Annotated in this window: 14 protein-coding genes; 10 read left to right on the forward strand and 4 right to left on the reverse strand. The window is 59.0% G+C overall.

The features are described from left to right. Window positions 1–452 precede the first annotated feature (452 nt). Entirely contained in the window at window positions 453–1,961 is a 1,509-nt protein-coding gene (locus tag VHB22_RS01635; RefSeq protein ID WP_325455205.1) for a sigma-54 dependent transcriptional regulator, read from the reverse strand. A 358-nt stretch (window positions 1,962–2,319) separates the two neighbouring features. On the opposite strand from VHB22_RS01635, the gene VHB22_RS01640 reads away from it, so the two are divergent. The 8 genes from VHB22_RS01640 to VHB22_RS01675 all read left to right on the forward strand — a co-directional run bounded on the left by VHB22_RS01640 (window position 2,320) and on the right by VHB22_RS01675 (window position 12,228). Further along, entirely contained in the window at window positions 2,320–4,164 is a 1,845-nt protein-coding gene (locus VHB22_RS01640) for a M3 family oligoendopeptidase (RefSeq protein ID WP_325455206.1), read from the forward strand. A gap of 184 nt (window positions 4,165–4,348) precedes the next feature. Then, entirely contained in the window at window positions 4,349–6,259 is a 1,911-nt protein-coding gene (locus VHB22_RS01645; protein ID WP_325455207.1) for a potassium transporter Kup, read from the forward strand. A gap of 151 nt (window positions 6,260–6,410) precedes the next feature. Beyond that, window positions 6,411–6,554, forward strand: coding sequence for an aa3-type cytochrome c oxidase subunit IV (locus tag VHB22_RS01650; protein ID WP_325455208.1), 144 nt, complete (start codon window positions 6,411–6,413; stop codon window positions 6,552–6,554). A gap of 115 nt (window positions 6,555–6,669) precedes the next feature. After that, entirely contained in the window at window positions 6,670–7,812 is a 1,143-nt protein-coding gene (locus VHB22_RS01655; RefSeq protein ID WP_325455209.1) for a Re/Si-specific NAD(P)(+) transhydrogenase subunit alpha, read from the forward strand. Window positions 7,813–7,974: 162 nt separating this feature from the next. After that, a complete protein-coding gene (locus VHB22_RS01660) occupies window positions 7,975–8,373 on the forward strand; it encodes a proton-translocating transhydrogenase family protein (protein ID WP_325455210.1) in 399 nt (132 codons plus the stop codon). 64 nt (window positions 8,374–8,437) lie between these two features. After that, window positions 8,438–9,853 carry an NAD(P)(+) transhydrogenase (Re/Si-specific) subunit beta gene (locus tag VHB22_RS01665; protein WP_325455211.1) on the forward strand — a complete coding sequence of 472 codons (1,416 nt, stop codon included), beginning with the start codon at window positions 8,438–8,440 and terminating at the stop codon, window positions 9,851–9,853. Between the two features lie 116 nt (window positions 9,854–9,969). Further along, entirely contained in the window at window positions 9,970–11,358 is a 1,389-nt protein-coding gene (locus tag VHB22_RS01670; RefSeq protein ID WP_325455212.1) for a YiiX/YebB-like N1pC/P60 family cysteine hydrolase, read from the forward strand. A gap of 15 nt (window positions 11,359–11,373) precedes the next feature. Next, a complete protein-coding gene (locus tag VHB22_RS01675) occupies window positions 11,374–12,228 on the forward strand; it encodes an alpha/beta hydrolase (RefSeq protein WP_325455213.1) in 855 nt (284 codons plus the stop codon). Between the two features lie 65 nt (window positions 12,229–12,293). Here VHB22_RS01675 and rpsU read toward each other — a convergent pair whose 3' ends face one another. Together rpsU and VHB22_RS01685 are read right to left on the reverse strand one after the other, a co-directional pair. Next, complete coding sequence (gene rpsU / locus VHB22_RS01680) at window positions 12,294–12,635, reverse strand: 30S ribosomal protein S21 (protein ID WP_325455214.1); 342 nt, start codon at window positions 12,633–12,635, stop codon at window positions 12,294–12,296. A gap of 13 nt (window positions 12,636–12,648) precedes the next feature. Further along, window positions 12,649–12,882 carry a hypothetical protein gene (locus tag VHB22_RS01685; RefSeq protein ID WP_325455215.1) on the reverse strand — a complete coding sequence of 78 codons (234 nt, stop codon included), beginning with the start codon at window positions 12,880–12,882 and terminating at the stop codon, window positions 12,649–12,651. On the opposite strand from VHB22_RS01685, the gene VHB22_RS01690 reads away from it, so the two are divergent. Both VHB22_RS01690 and VHB22_RS01695 read left to right on the forward strand, forming a co-directional pair. After that, the gene (locus tag VHB22_RS01690; protein WP_325455216.1) at window positions 12,881–13,342 is read left to right on the forward strand and encodes a MarR family transcriptional regulator; all 462 of its coding nucleotides are present in this window, start codon (window positions 12,881–12,883) and stop codon (window positions 13,340–13,342) included. The two genes, VHB22_RS01685 and VHB22_RS01690, sit on opposite strands and share 2 nt — an antisense overlap. Window positions 13,343–13,373: 31 nt before the next feature. Beyond that, complete coding sequence (locus tag VHB22_RS01695) at window positions 13,374–13,775, forward strand: DUF1398 domain-containing protein (RefSeq protein WP_325455217.1); 402 nt, start codon at window positions 13,374–13,376, stop codon at window positions 13,773–13,775. Between the two features lie 27 nt (window positions 13,776–13,802). Here VHB22_RS01695 and VHB22_RS01700 read toward each other — a convergent pair whose 3' ends face one another. After that, window positions 13,803–14,897, reverse strand: a complete 1,095-nt coding sequence (locus VHB22_RS01700; RefSeq protein WP_325455218.1) for a 5-(carboxyamino)imidazole ribonucleotide synthase — start codon at window positions 14,895–14,897, stop codon at window positions 13,803–13,805. Between the last annotated feature and the right edge of the window lie 3 nt (window positions 14,898–14,900).

Consider the following 14,900-nt stretch of genomic DNA (forward strand, 5'->3'; position numbering starts at 1 on the left):
CCGAGTTGGCCGCGTATGAATGAGAAATAGAACTGCAGGTCAGCATCAAGCCAACCGCCAAAACGCGAGTCGCCCGCATTACGAATTATACCTTCCGCTCGCCCGCCAAAGCTGGCGTATCTCAACACTAGATGCCGATTTGGCTTTTGGCCAGACCATGCAAACCATATCTGTATTGCACGAAGCTATGGCGAAAGTGTTGCTGCCTGTGACACCAACGCCGTGAGCATCCAATTGGTTCAGGGTGCTTTTGTCGAAAATGCAAAAGCCCCGGATGCAGCCGAGGCTTTTGCGCCGAGGGCGAAAGGGGCTCGCTCTCGCTTTTCAGGCCGGCGAATAACGCCAACCCAAAGGGAAGTCTGGTGGTGGGACGGATGCTCTCCAGTTGCGCACGGCCGCCCCACCGCACCCAATGCGCACAATCCTCTCCGCGCTGCAACGCGGATGGGACCTCAGTTCGGCCGCGGTTCGAGGCCGTATTCCTGCATCTTACGGTAAAGCGTCGAGCGGCCAATGTTCAACCGTTTTGCGACTTCCGTCATATGTCCGCGATAGCGGCCGAGCGCCAGGCGGATCATATCGGCTTCGATCGCTTCGAGCGAACGAATTTCCCCGTCCTCGGCAACGGCCTGAATGCCAAGCGTGCTGCCCGATGGAGATGGCTTCATCTCGACAGTATGCGGCACTGTCTTCTCGGCGCCGATAAGCGCGGGTCCGGTGTAGGCCGGCTGTTTCTGTACGACCGTTGGCGCAGCCGGAATTTCCGTTTCGAAACCATCGACGTGTGCGGCAATCTGCGGGAATTCCGCGACGGTGAGTTCCGGACCGTCAGCAAGAACAACCGCCCGAAAGATCGTATTTTCCAGCTGACGCACATTGCCCGGCCACGAGTAGGCTTGCAGGAGCGCCATCGCCCGTTCGGAAATCGCAGCGACCCGCTTGCCTTCCTCAGCGGCGAAACGAGCTGCGAAATGACGCGCTAACTCGGGAACGTCATCGATGCGCTCGCGGAGCGGCGCCACGAAAATCGGGAAGACGTTCAGACGATAATAGAGATCCTCACGGAACTTGCCGTCCTTGACCTGCTGGATCATATCGCGGTTCGTAGCAGAGATCAGGCGGAAGTTGACTTTCACGGGCTTCTTCGAGCCGATGGGATCAATTTCGCCCTCCTGAAGCGCACGAAGCAGCTTCACCTGGGCATCAAGCGGCAATTCTCCGACTTCATCGAGAAAGAGCGTCCCGCCATCAGCTTCCTGGAATTTTCCGATCCGCTTGTCGACGGCGCCCGTGAAAGCTCCTTTCTCATGACCGAAAAGAATGCTTTCGACGAGGTTCTCCGGAATGGCGCCGCAGTTGACGGTGATGAACGGCCGCCCCGCACGATCGCTTTCGCCCTGAATAGCGCGGGCGATCAGTTCTTTGCCAACACCGCTTTCGCCTTCGATCAGTACCGGAATGTTTGAAGCGGCTGCACGCTTTCCGAGCGCGATGACGCGAGCCATGGCTTCGCCGCGCATTACGAGGTCGTTGAACGTCAGCGTCCCCTCGACCTTCTTTTTGATGCGATTGATCTCGCCCGCGAGAGCTTCGATCTTCAAAGCGCTTTTCATCGAAACTTCGAGCCGCTCCGGCGACGCCGGCTTGACGACGAAATCGACGGCGCCGCGACGCATTGCGTTGATGGCCGTTTCGATGGAGCCGTGCGCCGTCTGCACGATGATCGGCGGCATGTTCTGAGCGTGACCCACGCGTTCAAGGACGGCCATACCGTCAACGCCCGGCATCACGAGGTCGAGAAGGACAAGAGCAATCTGCTCGCGGTCGCTGGCTTCGAGGATTTGGAGCGCTTGCTCGCCCGAACCGCACGTCTTGGTTTCGAAGCCGAAACGCTTGATCGTCTCTTCGAGAATACGCCGTTGGGCAGGATCGTCATCGACGATCAGAACACGCTTGGACATGGGCACGCAACTTTACATTTACTGATACAGACTGCCGTCCGGAACGCATGGAGGCTGGAAGTGACCCAGCTTCTGACATTTGGTGACCGGCAGATTACGCAACAGGCCCGAGAGTGCCCCAGATGAGTAAATGGAAAGTTTCTGCGTGGCACATTTTTTAGATACCTGGAAAAGCGCAATACACCCTCGGGTTCGTGCGGTCACGCCTGCCGGTTGTTATGACGGAACAGTTTTAGATCGGCGGGGGGTGCCATTCTGCCCATCTTGCGGACATCCCCGCCCGTCCCAAATTTGCTGCACGCTTGATTTGTGATAACGCTCGCGGCGTTTTTCACCGCCGGTACTGGAAAGGGATCTGATGCGCCGCGACTCGTCTTTAAAATCAAATACATCGGCCGAAGCCGGGACCGGTCACGAGGCGAAAGTAGCGTCGTTGGGCGCCATGCCCGAATGGGATCTGAGCGATCTCTATGCGTCGCCCGACGCTCCCGAGGTTCAACGCGATCTCAAGATCGCCGCGGAAGAAGCACAGCGCATAAAATCCGAATATCAAGGTCGACTTGCCGTGCTAGCCAAAGATGGCAGGCTGATCGACGCGATCAAGGATTACGAGAAATTATCGGATTTGGTTGGGAAGCTCGGCTCCTATTCCGGCCTCTACTATGTCCTCGATCAAACGGACCCCGCGCGTGCCAAGTTCAATGGTGACGTCTCCGAAGCGCTGACCAAGATATACACAGATCTCATTTTCTTTGAACTCGAACTCAACCAGATCGACGACGCGACGATGGACGCTGCCGTAAAGGGCGCAGAACTCAAGCGCTACAAGCCCTGGCTGGACGATCTGCGTAAGGAAAAGCCGCACCAGCTTGACGAAAAACTTGAGCGCCTGTTCGCCGAAAAGTCGCAGACCAGCCGCGGTGCGTGGAACCGGCTCTTCGACGAGACGATGTCGGCTCTGAAGTTCGATGTCGAAGGCGAGAAGGAACCTTTGACGCTTGAACCGACGCTGAACTTCTTGTCCGATTCCGACGAGAAAAAGCGCAAAGCTGCATCCGAAGCCTTGAGTAAAGTCTTCAAGGCGAATTTGCCGTTGTTCACGCTCATCACGAACACGCTGGCAAAGGACAAGGAAATTTCGGATCGCTGGCGCAACTTCAAAGACGTCGCTGACAGCCGGCACCTCGCGAACCGCGTCGAAGCACCCGTCGTCGATGCCCTCGTGTCGAGTGTGCGCGAAGCTTATCCGCGACTGTCTCATCGCTACTACGCGATCAAAGCCAAATGGCTCGGAAAAGAGAAGTTGGCGTCATGGGACCGCAACGCCCCGCTTCCCGATAAGCCGGAACGGACCATCAGCTGGGCGGACGCGCAAAAGATCGTGCTCGATGCCTACGGCGCCTTCGCTCCCGAGATGGCGACGATCGCCAAGCAGTTCTTCGACAAGAGGTGGATCGATGCGCCCGTGAAACCCGGAAAGGCGCCAGGCGCGTTTTCCGCTTCAACGGTACCGTCGGTGCACCCCTATGTGATGATGAATTATCTCGGCAAGCCGCGCGATGTGATGACGCTCGCCCATGAGCTTGGCCACGGCGTGCATCAATGGCTTGCGCGCGCACAAGGACCGCTGCTTGCGCCGACGCCGCTGACGCTTGCCGAGACCGCTTCTGTTTTCGGCGAGATGCTGACCTTCAGAGCCATCCTCGCCGAGACGAAGGACAAGCGCGAGAAGAAGGCGATGATCGCCGCGAAGGTGGAGGACATGCTCAACACCGTCGTGCGCCAGATCGCGTTTTATACCTTCGAGCGCAAAGTCCACGAGGAGCGCCGCAAGGGCGAGCTGACTGCCGACCGTCTCAACGCGATCTGGCTCGATGTCCAGGCCGAGAGCTTAGGACCGGCGATCGAGCTGAAGCCGGGATACGAGGTCTTCTGGACTTATATCCCCCATTTCATCCATTCGCCGTTCTACGTTTATGCCTATGCCTTCGGCGATTGCCTCGTAAATTCGCTCTACGGCCTCTATGCCGAGGCACATCCTGGCTTCGTCGCAAAGTATTTTGACCTATTGAAAGCAGGAGGATCGAAGCACCATTCTGATCTTCTCGCTCCGTTCGGTCTCGATGCACGGGATCCCGAGTTTTGGAAAAAAGGGTTGCGTGTCATCGAAGGCATGATCGACGAGCTGGAAACGATGTCGTGAGTGCAGATTAGGCACGCTCGCCAAAAAACGATGGAAAGACGCTCCCGAATCTGGTCGCGGCGGTATTGTCAACCCGTCGCAGGAGGCCGGATGTCGATTTTGCCGCTTCCAATCGTTGGTATGTGGGAGTAGACACCCGCCACTTTTGCTGCGTTGCAGCTTGTCGACAGCTTGAGGTGCCTGAATGGCACAGCCGCAGGCCTCCTTCCAAGCCGCCGAATTCGGCGCCGGGGAGGGGCAGGACAGCAAGAATTTCTGGGCTTTGGCGCTAGGCTCGGTCGGTGTCGTCTTCGGCGATATCGGAACGAGCCCGCTTTACGCCTTCAAGGAAGCGATCACTGCTGCCTCACACGGCGGCACGGTCGCTGAGGCCACTCTCGGTGTCCTATCGCTGATTTTTTGGAGCATGACCTTCGTCGTGACGATGAAGTACGTCCTGCTCCTGCTGCGCGCCGACAACAACGGCGAAGGCGGCATGTTCGCGCTGATGGCTCTCGGCCAGTCGGTCGCCCGGCGAAGCGCGCCGCTCCTCGGCGCCCTCGGCATCGCCGGAGCATCGTTTTTTTACGGTGACGCCGTCATCACGCCGGCGATCTCTGTGCTGTCTGCCGTCGAAGGTCTGACCCTCATCACGCCCGAGCTGGAGCCCGCGGTCATTCCGATCGGATTGCTCGTCCTAACGGGCTTATTTTGGATGCAATCGCGCGGGACCGACAGTGTCGCGCGTTTCTTTGGTCCTGTGATGGTCGTTTGGTTCGCGGTGCTGGGGCTTGGTGGCCTGGCGCACATCGCCGACAACCTCCACGTCCTGCTGGCTCTCAATCCGCTTTACGCAATACTGTTTATTTACGAGCACGGCGTGCTTGGCTTGACCGTGATGGGACTTGTGTTTCTGGCATGTACCGGCGCCGAGGCGCTCTACGCCGACCTCGGCCATTTCGGGCGCCGTCCGATCGCGGTGTCATGGCTTTACTTCGTGATGCCTTGCCTGGTGCTGAACTATTTCGGCCAGGGCGCACTCGTGATGAACGATGCAAACGCCGTCGAAAATCCGTTTTATCGCTTGTATCCCGATTTTGCGCTGATCCCGATGCTCATTCTGTCGACCTTCGCAACCGTCATTGCGAGTCAGGCCGTGATCACCGGAGCGTTCTCACTGACACGGCAGGCCATCCAGCTTGGTCTCGTTCCGCGCTTCGAAATCCGGCATACCTCGGAAAGCATGGCCGGCCAGATTTACATGCCCCGCGTCAACTGGCTGCTGTTCTTGATGGTCCTAATCGTCATTTTCGTGTTCAGGACGTCGTCGAATCTCGCGGCGGCGTACGGCATTTCTGTTACCGCGGCGATGGTCATCGACACGATGATGGCTTTCTTCGTGATTTGGAAGTGCTGGAAATGGCCCCTGTGGCGAGTGATTCTCGTTGTCATTCCGCTTCTGCTGATCGAGCAGGCATTCTTCTCGGCGAACGTTCTGAAGCTTCTCGAAGGCGGTTGGGTGCCGCTGGTCATTGCCAGCATGCTCGCGATCATCATGTTTACATGGGTGCGAGGAACACGCCTGCTGGCGAGGCTGACCAAACGCAACGAGGCCGACCTCGACTGGCTCGTCCGCAAGCTTGAAGCCAAACCTCCGCACCGCGTTTCGGGAACCGCCGTATTTTTAACCGGCGACCCTTATGCCGCACCGACGTCTATGATGCACAACCTGAAGCACAACCGGGTGACGCACGAGCGGAATATTCTCCTGTCCATCAGGACCGAAGATACGCCGCGAGTCGCGCGGCACGAGCGCATTTCAATCGAAAAGGTCTCCGATCACTTCATCCGGATCATTGCGCGCTATGGTTTCATGGAAACGCCCAGCGTGCCGAAAATCCTCGAACACGCGCGCCGGAAAGACTGCAATATCGATATTGGAGCGACCTCGTTTTTCCTGTCCCGGCGCTCGTTGCGGATGACACCAAAATCCGAGCTTCCGCGCTGGCAGGAGCGCCTGTTCATCGCGCTTGCGGCCAGCGCCGAGGATGCAACGACGTATTTCCAGATTCCAACCGATCGTGTCGTCGAGGTCGGAACCCAAGTGGCGATTTGAGCCGCCATTCTCCGGTATCGCGTTGAGGACCTGCTGGTCGGAACGTCGCACCGACTAAAAGTCAAGAGCTGCGACGACTTGAAGCTTAGCTCCTCTTGGGATACCAACCCTGGGCCAGAATTTTCATAATCCACATCTGGGGAGACGAAACGTGAGTGTCGACACTTCGAAGGGCCATCCGGCCATGGACTACGCCGAGCATGAAAGAACGTACGCGGCGTTTCTGCGCTTCACGAAGATTGGCATCGTTTTTGTCGTCCTTCTTCTTGCCGGCATGAAGTTTTTCTTGGTCTAGAGCCTGGCGCACCCAGGCCATCCGAGTGAATTCGTGCAGGGCAGGCTCTCCGTAGGGTCTGCCCTTTTTGATCCCGGCTATGGGGCCGGGAACATCGCTTCAATTGGGCTGAGACATGGTCACGATAGCTGTCACCAGTGAATCGGCGGACGAGCCGCGCGTCGCGGTTTCGCCTGATACGGTGAAGAAACTCATCGGACTTGGCGCCAATGTGCGTATCGAGTCGGGTGCCGGCGCCAGATCGCGGTTTTCCGATGACGCCTATCGTGCCGCGGGTGCCGAAATCGTAACCCGGCCGGAAGCGCTCTACGGCGCCGACATTCTCCTGTCCGTGCGCCGCCCAGCCATGGAAGAGGTCGCGGCCTTGAAGCCCGGCGCCATCGTTGCCGGCATGATCGACCCGTACGGGGATCGAGGCGCACTGGCGGCGCTTGCCGGAACCGGTGCAACGGTCTTTTCGATGGAGTTCATGCCCCGTACGACACGCGCTCAATCGATGGACGTGCTGTCAAGCCAGGCAAACCTCGCCGGATACAAGGCGGTGGTCGATGGAGCGGCAATGTTCGGGCAGGCTTTGCCGATGATGATGACGCCCGCCGGCACCGTGCCTGCCGCGAAGGCCTTCATCATGGGCGTCGGAGTCGCCGGATTGCAGGCGATTGCAACCGCGCGCCGTCTCGGTGCTCAGGTAACGGCGACCGACGTTCGCCCTGCAACCAAAGAGCAGGTGCAATCCCTGGGTGCCAAGTTCATCGCCGTCGAGGACGACGAGTTCAAACAGGCGCAGACGGCTGCAGGCTACGCGAAGCCGATGAGCGCCGAATATCAGGCGAAGCAAGCCGAACTCATCGCGCAACACGTCAAATCACAGGATCTGGTCATCACGACCGCCCTGATACCCGGGCGCCCCGCGCCAAAGCTCATCACCCGAGCGATGATCGAGAGCATGAAGCCAGGCGCTGTGATCGTCGATCTTGCTGCCGAGCGCGGCGGCAATACCGAGCTGACGGAGCCCGGCAAGACCGTCGAAACGCCGAACGGCGTCAAGATTTTCGCGCCACTCAACCTCGCGGGCACCATCGCGGTCAACGCGTCGAGCCTTTACGCCCGCAATCTGCTGGCGTTCCTCGAAACGATGATCGACAAAAAGGAAAAGACGCTGGCCATCAATTGGGACGATGAGTTGATCAAAGGCACACTCGTCGCCAAGGGCGGTCAGCTCGTGCATCCGAACCTAACGACGAACACGGTGACTTAAGCCCCTGCCCCTGCGGTAGGGGATTAGGGGTGGGGTAGAGCTCAAACCGCCCTGCAAACTAGGTGACGCCAAATGAGAATGCCCATGTCGAATGGAATTGTAAGCCAGTCCGGTCACCCCAAAACCAGGCCCGCACCGTCGAGGGAAGGGGAGCTCGGGCTAATGGGTCGCGTTTTCCTTCTGGCGTTGACAGCGGCACTGCTTTTGCCGACGTCCGCGTTCGCTGCGACGGAAGGTGGCGGCCACGTCAGCCCATCGGTTTACGAGTTCATGGTCTTCGTCATTGCAGTGTTCGTCGGCTACTACGTCGTCTGGTCCGTGACCCCGGCGCTCCACACCCCGCTGATGAGCGTCACGAACGCGATCTCGTCCGTTATCGTGGTCGGCGCTTTGCTCGCCGTTGGCGTCTCGCTCACGGCGTCCGATAGCGCCGTCGCCAAAGTTTTCGGTTTCCTCGCATTGACGATGGCTTCGGTAAATATCTTCGGCGGCTTCCTCGTCACCAACAGAATGCTCTCGATGTACAAAAAGAAGGATGCGCCGGTGAAGAAAGACGGCTGATGCCGCCTCTCGCACGCCGATGAATTTGAAAAGCAGCAAGAAGAACTAGGCCGGGAACGATCCAATGTCCGCAAATGTCGCCGCACTGTTCTACCTCGCCGCGGGCGTGCTTTTCATCTTGGCTCTAAGAGGCCTGTCGAGCCCGGCATCGTCCCGCCGGGGCAACCTCTTCGGCATGATCGGTATGACGATCGCAATCCTGACGACGCTCGGCCTCGCGGCGCCGACGGCGACATCCTGGATATTGATCCTGCTCGGCCTCGGCATCGGCGGCTTTATCGGCGCCAAGACGGCGCGCGAAATTCCGATGACGATGATGCCGGAGCTTGTCGCGGCGTTTCACTCGCTCGTTGGTCTGGCCGCCGTTTTCGTCGCGGCAAGCGCACTCTATGCGCCCTCTGCCTTCGGCATTCTCGTCGATCCCGCGGCGCCCGCGCTGGGCATCAAGGGCGGAAGCCTTTTTGAAATGGCGCTCGGCGTTGCCATCGGCGCCATCACCTTCACGGGCTCGGTCATCGCGTTCGCCAAACTTTCCGGCCGCATGTCCGGCAAGCCGATCCTGCTGCCGATGCGCCATGTCGTGAACGGCGCTTTAGGCCTACTGCTGATCTTCGTCATTTACAGCTTCATTCAGTCGGGCGGCTCCGCGTGGCTCTTCTGGCTAATCGTCGCCCTTTCTCTCTTGATCGGTATTCTGATCATCATCCCGATCGGCGGCGCCGACATGCCCGTCGTCGTCTCGATGCTGAACTCGTATTCGGGTTGGGCCGCCGCCGGTATCGGCTTTACGCTCGGCAACGTCGCGCTCATCATTACTGGCGCGCTGGTCGGCTCATCGGGCGCGATCCTGTCCTATATCATGTGCAAGGGCATGAACCGGCAGTTCTTGTCGGTTATCGCAGGCGGCTTCGGCGGCGAGACGGCGGCCGCCTCTGGCGGTGGCGAACAGAAGCCCGTTAAGCTCGGATCGGCCGAGGATGCCGCCTATGTGCTCGGAAACGCCTCGAAGGTCATCATCGTCCCGGGATATGGCATGGCCGTCGCCCAGGCGCAGCATGCCCTTCGCGAAATGGCCGACGCCCTGAAGAAGAAGGGTGTCGAGGTCAAGTACGCCATCCACCCGGTGGCAGGCCGCATGCCCGGTCACATGAACGTCCTGCTGGCCGAAGCAAACGTCCCCTACGACGAAGTCTTCGAGCTTGAGGACATCAACAGCGAATTTTCGCAGGCCGACGCCGTCTACGTCATCGGCGCCAACGACGTGGTTAATCCGGCCGCCGAGGAAGACAAAACTTCCCCGATTTACGGGATGCCGGTTCTTCAGGTCTGGAAAGCCGGAACGGTGTTCTTCAACAAGCGCTCGCTAGCCTCGGGCTACGCGGGCATCGATAATCCGGTCTTTTATCGCGATAATACCGTCATGGTGCTCGGCGATGCCAAGAAAATGACCGAAGAGATTGTTAAAGCCCTCGCGCATTAGTTCGCGTCGCGCCCGTCGGGGCTCATCGGCAACACTTGAGCCGCCATCGCCGCGCCGCCAGCGCGACAGCGAACTTGGTCTGATATAAGCGCATCATACCGTGCTCGAGGTTCCGCGTGTTGGCTCCTGTCGTGTCTTCGTCTTTTGAAAACGATCTCGAACGCATCGAGATTCTGGCCGCCACGCCAGTGACCAGTGCCGCCCTTCTCGAACGCAACTTGAACTACATCTACGAGCAGGCGGCGGAGGCCCGGTTCGCCGATTACGATGTTGCGAGCATCGCCAAGGCAGCGCCCTCGCTGATGTATCGCCTCTTCGATCTCCGCGTTGGCCTGCGCGAAAAGCTGGCGCACTACGAGATGCTTGGCCTCATGACCCAAGAGGCGGTGCAGGGCTTCAGAAACGTCTTTCGCGTGCTCCGCTACGTCTCCGACATGCTCGGCGAAATTGCGAGCGGTCATCCCAATCCGGGCGACAGCGGCTACCTGCTGCGCGGGTTTACCGGCAACGAAAACAATACACTGATCAATTACGCCTTCTATCATGGGCCGACCCCCGTCTCATTCCAGTCGGGCGACGTGGTGTTGGTGCGGGGGCGCGCCCACAACAGCGCCGCAATCGCGCGCATCGGCGATGTCGACAGTCAGTTCAGCCACATCGGCATCGTGTATATTGACGACGTCGGCGACCATTGGATGGTCGAAAGTCTGATCGAGGACGGCGCGATCATCAATCCGCTCGCAAAGGCGCTCGACCACAACATCGTGCGCGCGGTGCTTTACCGGAACCGCGATCCGGAACTCGCAGCGCGTGCTGCGAAAATGATTTATGATTACGTCGCCTCTTCGCGCGTCCGCGGCGGCAAACGCATTCTATATGATTTTTCAATGCGCGCCGACGATACGCGTAACCTTTTCTGTTCGAAGCTTGTTCGTCTCGCCTTTAATCAGGCAAGCGCCGGGCAATTTATTATGCCGACCTATCCGACCAGCATCGTTCGAAAGAATCGCGATTTCCTCGATCGCGTCGGAGTCGCAACAGAGATGACCTTCGCGCCCGCCGACATCGATATGGAATCGAGCTTCGATCTTGTCGCCGAATGGCAGGACTATCGTGAAACGGCGAACGTCCGCCTCCAGGACTTCACGATGGACAAGCTGTTCGAGTGGATGGACCGCTATAACTATCGTTTCGAAGAAACCTCGGCGATCAAGCTCGTGTCGCTTTTGGGCCGCTTCTCATCCTATCTATCGGACAGCGCCAAGCAGACACTCTCGTCGGTCTTCCCGCGCGTACCCTCCAACATGCCGAGGAAGACCGTCGCTGTCGTCGCGATGTTGCATAAGACGGCTGAACCGATTTACCACGAGCTTCAACGTCTCAACGAGCAGATTGTAATGGAGACGGGAGTGCCGATGCACGGTCTCGACATCTTCGCTGCTCTCGAAGCGATCCGCGAGCGCGACGGCGACCGCATCGGATATTTGGTGCGTCGCGGCGCCTGATAGGATGCTAAGTCGTTGACCATCGACGACGTCGTCCCTCACGGCCCGAGGCGCCCTTTGCTCAAATCCATCGTCATTGCCGCTGTCGTTCTCTACGTTGCCGTCGCGACGTATATGTATTTCGCACAGCGCCGCTTCATCTATTTTCCTGAACCGGCGCGCACGCCTCCTGCGGCCGTCGGGCTGCCCGACGTCGCCGAACGCATCATCGCCACTCCGGACGGCGAGAAAGTCATCGCCTGGTACGGAAAAGCCAAACCGGGCCAGCCAACGCTGCTTTACTTTCACGGCAACGGCGGCGCGTTGGAATTCAGAAGCGAGAGTATCCGGCATTATCTTGATAGGGGTAGAGGCATCTTCATGATGTCCTATCGCGGCTATAGCGGTTCGACGGGTTCGCCGTCGGAAGCAGCCAACGTCGCTGATGCAAAGCTTGCTTACGATGAACTGCGCAAAGAAGGCGTTTCCCCGGCCGACATCATTCTCTATGGCGAGTCGCTCGGCACTGGGGTCGCAATAGAGGTCGCAACCCAAAAGAACGTGGCAGGCTTGATCCTGGATAGCCCCTACACCTCGATCGCAGAACTGGCGTCTGCACTCTATCCGTGGCTGCCGGTCAACCTGCTGCTCAAGGATCGATACGATTCGATCGGGCGCATCGGCGACGTACATGTGCCTGTCTTGATCGTGCATGGCGAAGCCGACGATGTGATTCCCGTGGAGATGGCACGCCGCCTGTTCGTCGCCGCCAACGAGCCGAAAGAAATCGTAACGATCCCGCGCGCCGGCCACGCCATCCACGATCCGCAAACATTCGAGATCTTCGACCGCTGGATCGATAAGCTGCGGACGATGCCGAAAGGTGAGTAAGGCCAAACAAAAAGGCTCGCGAAATCGCGAGCCTTAAACAGCCAGCCTAAACGCGGCGTCCGGGTTCAGCCGGCGCTGCCGCCATTGCCACCGCGAAAACCGCCACCGGCACCCGAGCCGCCGCCAGCACCCGGAGCGCTACGACCGCCGCCAGCGCCGCCTCGGCCAGCAGGGCCGCCACGTGCAGCCGCGGGCTTACTTGGCAACAGGCCTTCGCGCTGCAGCTTCTTGCGGGCCAGCTTGCGGGCACGGCGCACGGCTTCAGCCTTCTCGCGCGCTCTCTTTTCAGATGGTTTCTCGAAATGACCGCGAAGCTTCATTTCGCGGAAAACGCCCTCGCGCTGCAGTTTTTTCTTGAGCGCCTTCAGAGCCTGATCGACATTGTTGTCACGAACGAGAACCTGCAAGCCGTTGTATCCTCTATAGAATTTTGTCTGTTGGATGCACAAAAACACCGGCTCCGGTGACATCGCCGCCGGAGCCCGCGCTGATTTCTTGCGCCCTTCTACCAAACACGGTGAAGATTGGCAATCGACTCGCGGTTTGCCGGACAGGCAGGATCGGGCGGCGGATCGCCTCCACCGGGCGAATTTTGTTGACAAGGAAACTATCAGCTGTCTTTGGTTTTCTAGTAAACAAAAAGGCCTGAAGCATGTCTTCGTCTCTCTCCGCGTCCGAACTGTCGAGCCACCTTGGCTTTTGGCTGCGAACGGTTTCGAACCATGTCTCGCATACGTTTGCAGCCAAGCTCGCTCGCAAGGACGTCACCGTCGCCGAGTGGGTCGTGATGCGATCACTCTATGGAGCTGAACCGACACTCCCGAGCCGTCTCGCTCGCCTCCTCGGAATGACGCGCGGGGCTATCAGTAAGCTGGCGGATCGCTTGATCGCCAAATCATTGGTCGTTCGCAGCGCCAGCGTGGAAGACGGTCGGGCACAGACTCTCACTCTGACAGCGAAGGCCAAGAAGCTCGTGCCCGAACTCGCGGCGATCGCGGATCAGAATGACCTCGAATTTTTCAGCTGTCTCTCGCAGGCCGAGCGCGAAAATCTCGAATGCCTGCTGAAGCGCATCGCAGAGCGCAACCACGTCACCGCGATTCCAGTAGATTGAACGATGAGCCTCGGAGCTACGGAGAATTCTCGTGGATAGCCACAAACAATCGATCGCCCGGTCCTGCCTCGAAGCCGCGGAAAGCAACACGATGACTTTTCCGTGCATCGTCGAAACGCTGATGAGCGAGGGCTTTGAAGGCTACATTGTGGACCTGCGCCGCGGCATGGTCAGCTATTACATGCCGGATGGCGATGGCATCGACTTGCCGACGCGCAAGATAGACACGCGCGTTGCTGCCTCGTTCGATCGGGAGAGGGTAAAAGCCGCGATTAAGCAAGCTCAGCAACTGGCGCCGGGATACACTTACACCGGTTTTTGCAAAACGGTCGCGGCCGCTGGTTGTGCGGGGTATATCGTCTCCTTTTCCGGCCGCCGCGCATTGTACTTCGGGCGAACAGCCGAAACGCACGTCGAGTATTTTCCGAACTAGGCGCGAACGAGATAGTAGCCCGGACGCTTACGACGGCATCTCCATGAGGAGCCGGTTGATGTGCCCCATCTTCCGGCCCGGACGAACATCCTTCTTCCCGTAGTGATGAAAAAATACGCCGGGCTCCGCGGCCAAGCTCTGCCACGCAAGGATGTCGTCGCCGATGAGGTTGATCATTTCCGCACCCGCTGCCTTGAGTTCGGTCGAGCCTAACGGCCAGCCGGCAACGGCCCTGATGTGCTGTTCGAATTGCGAGGTCATGGCGCCGTCGATCGTCCAATGCCCCGAGTTGTGCACGCGCGGCGCCATCTCATTGATGAACAGCCGGTCGCGATCGTCTTGATTGACCACAAAGAATTCGATCGCGAACACGCCGACATAATCAAGGCGCTCAGCAATCTTGTGCGCCGTCGCGATGGCTTCGTCAGCGACGTCCGGGGCCAATCGCGCCGGAGCGAGCGACCGGTGCAGAATATGATCGCGATGCTCGTTCTCGGTGACATCGAAGGCCGCAAACGTTCCGTCTGCGCTGCGCGCCGCGACGACGGAAACCTCAGCGCGGAAATCAACGAATGACTCGATGATCGACGGCGCGTTGCGCATCGCAGCCCAAGCCTCGCGCGCGTCTTCGCGAGTGAGGATTTTGGCTTGGCCTTTGCCATCGTACCCGAACCGCCGCGTCTTGAGGACCGAAGGAATGGAAAACCCGCTATCGAGTGTCTTTTCCAAAGCTGCGAAGCTATCGATCGCAGCGAATTCGGCCGTCATCGCGCCAAGCTCGCGCGCCAGCGTCTTTTCGTTCAGCCGGTCCTGCGCGCATGCCAGCGCCTTTGCTCCAGGCCGAACCGGGACATGCCGACCAAGAAACTCGACCGTCGCAACGGGGATGTTTTCGAATTCATAGGTCGCGACGTCTATCGCGTCGGCAAAAGCCGCAAGCTGCGTTTCGTCTTCGTACGTTGCGATCGTATGTGCCGCTGCGACCTCGAATGCAGGGCTATCGCTTTCCGGCGCGTAGATATGCGATCTAAATCCTAGCCGGGCGGCGGCCATCGCCAGCATTCGGCCGAGCTGTCCGCCGCCAAGGATTCCGATGGTCGAGCCGGGGGGAAGTGCGGTCATCGT

The organism is Hyphomicrobium sp. (assembly GCF_035548195.1).
Taxonomy (GTDB): domain Bacteria; phylum Pseudomonadota; class Alphaproteobacteria; order Rhizobiales; family Hyphomicrobiaceae; genus Hyphomicrobium_B.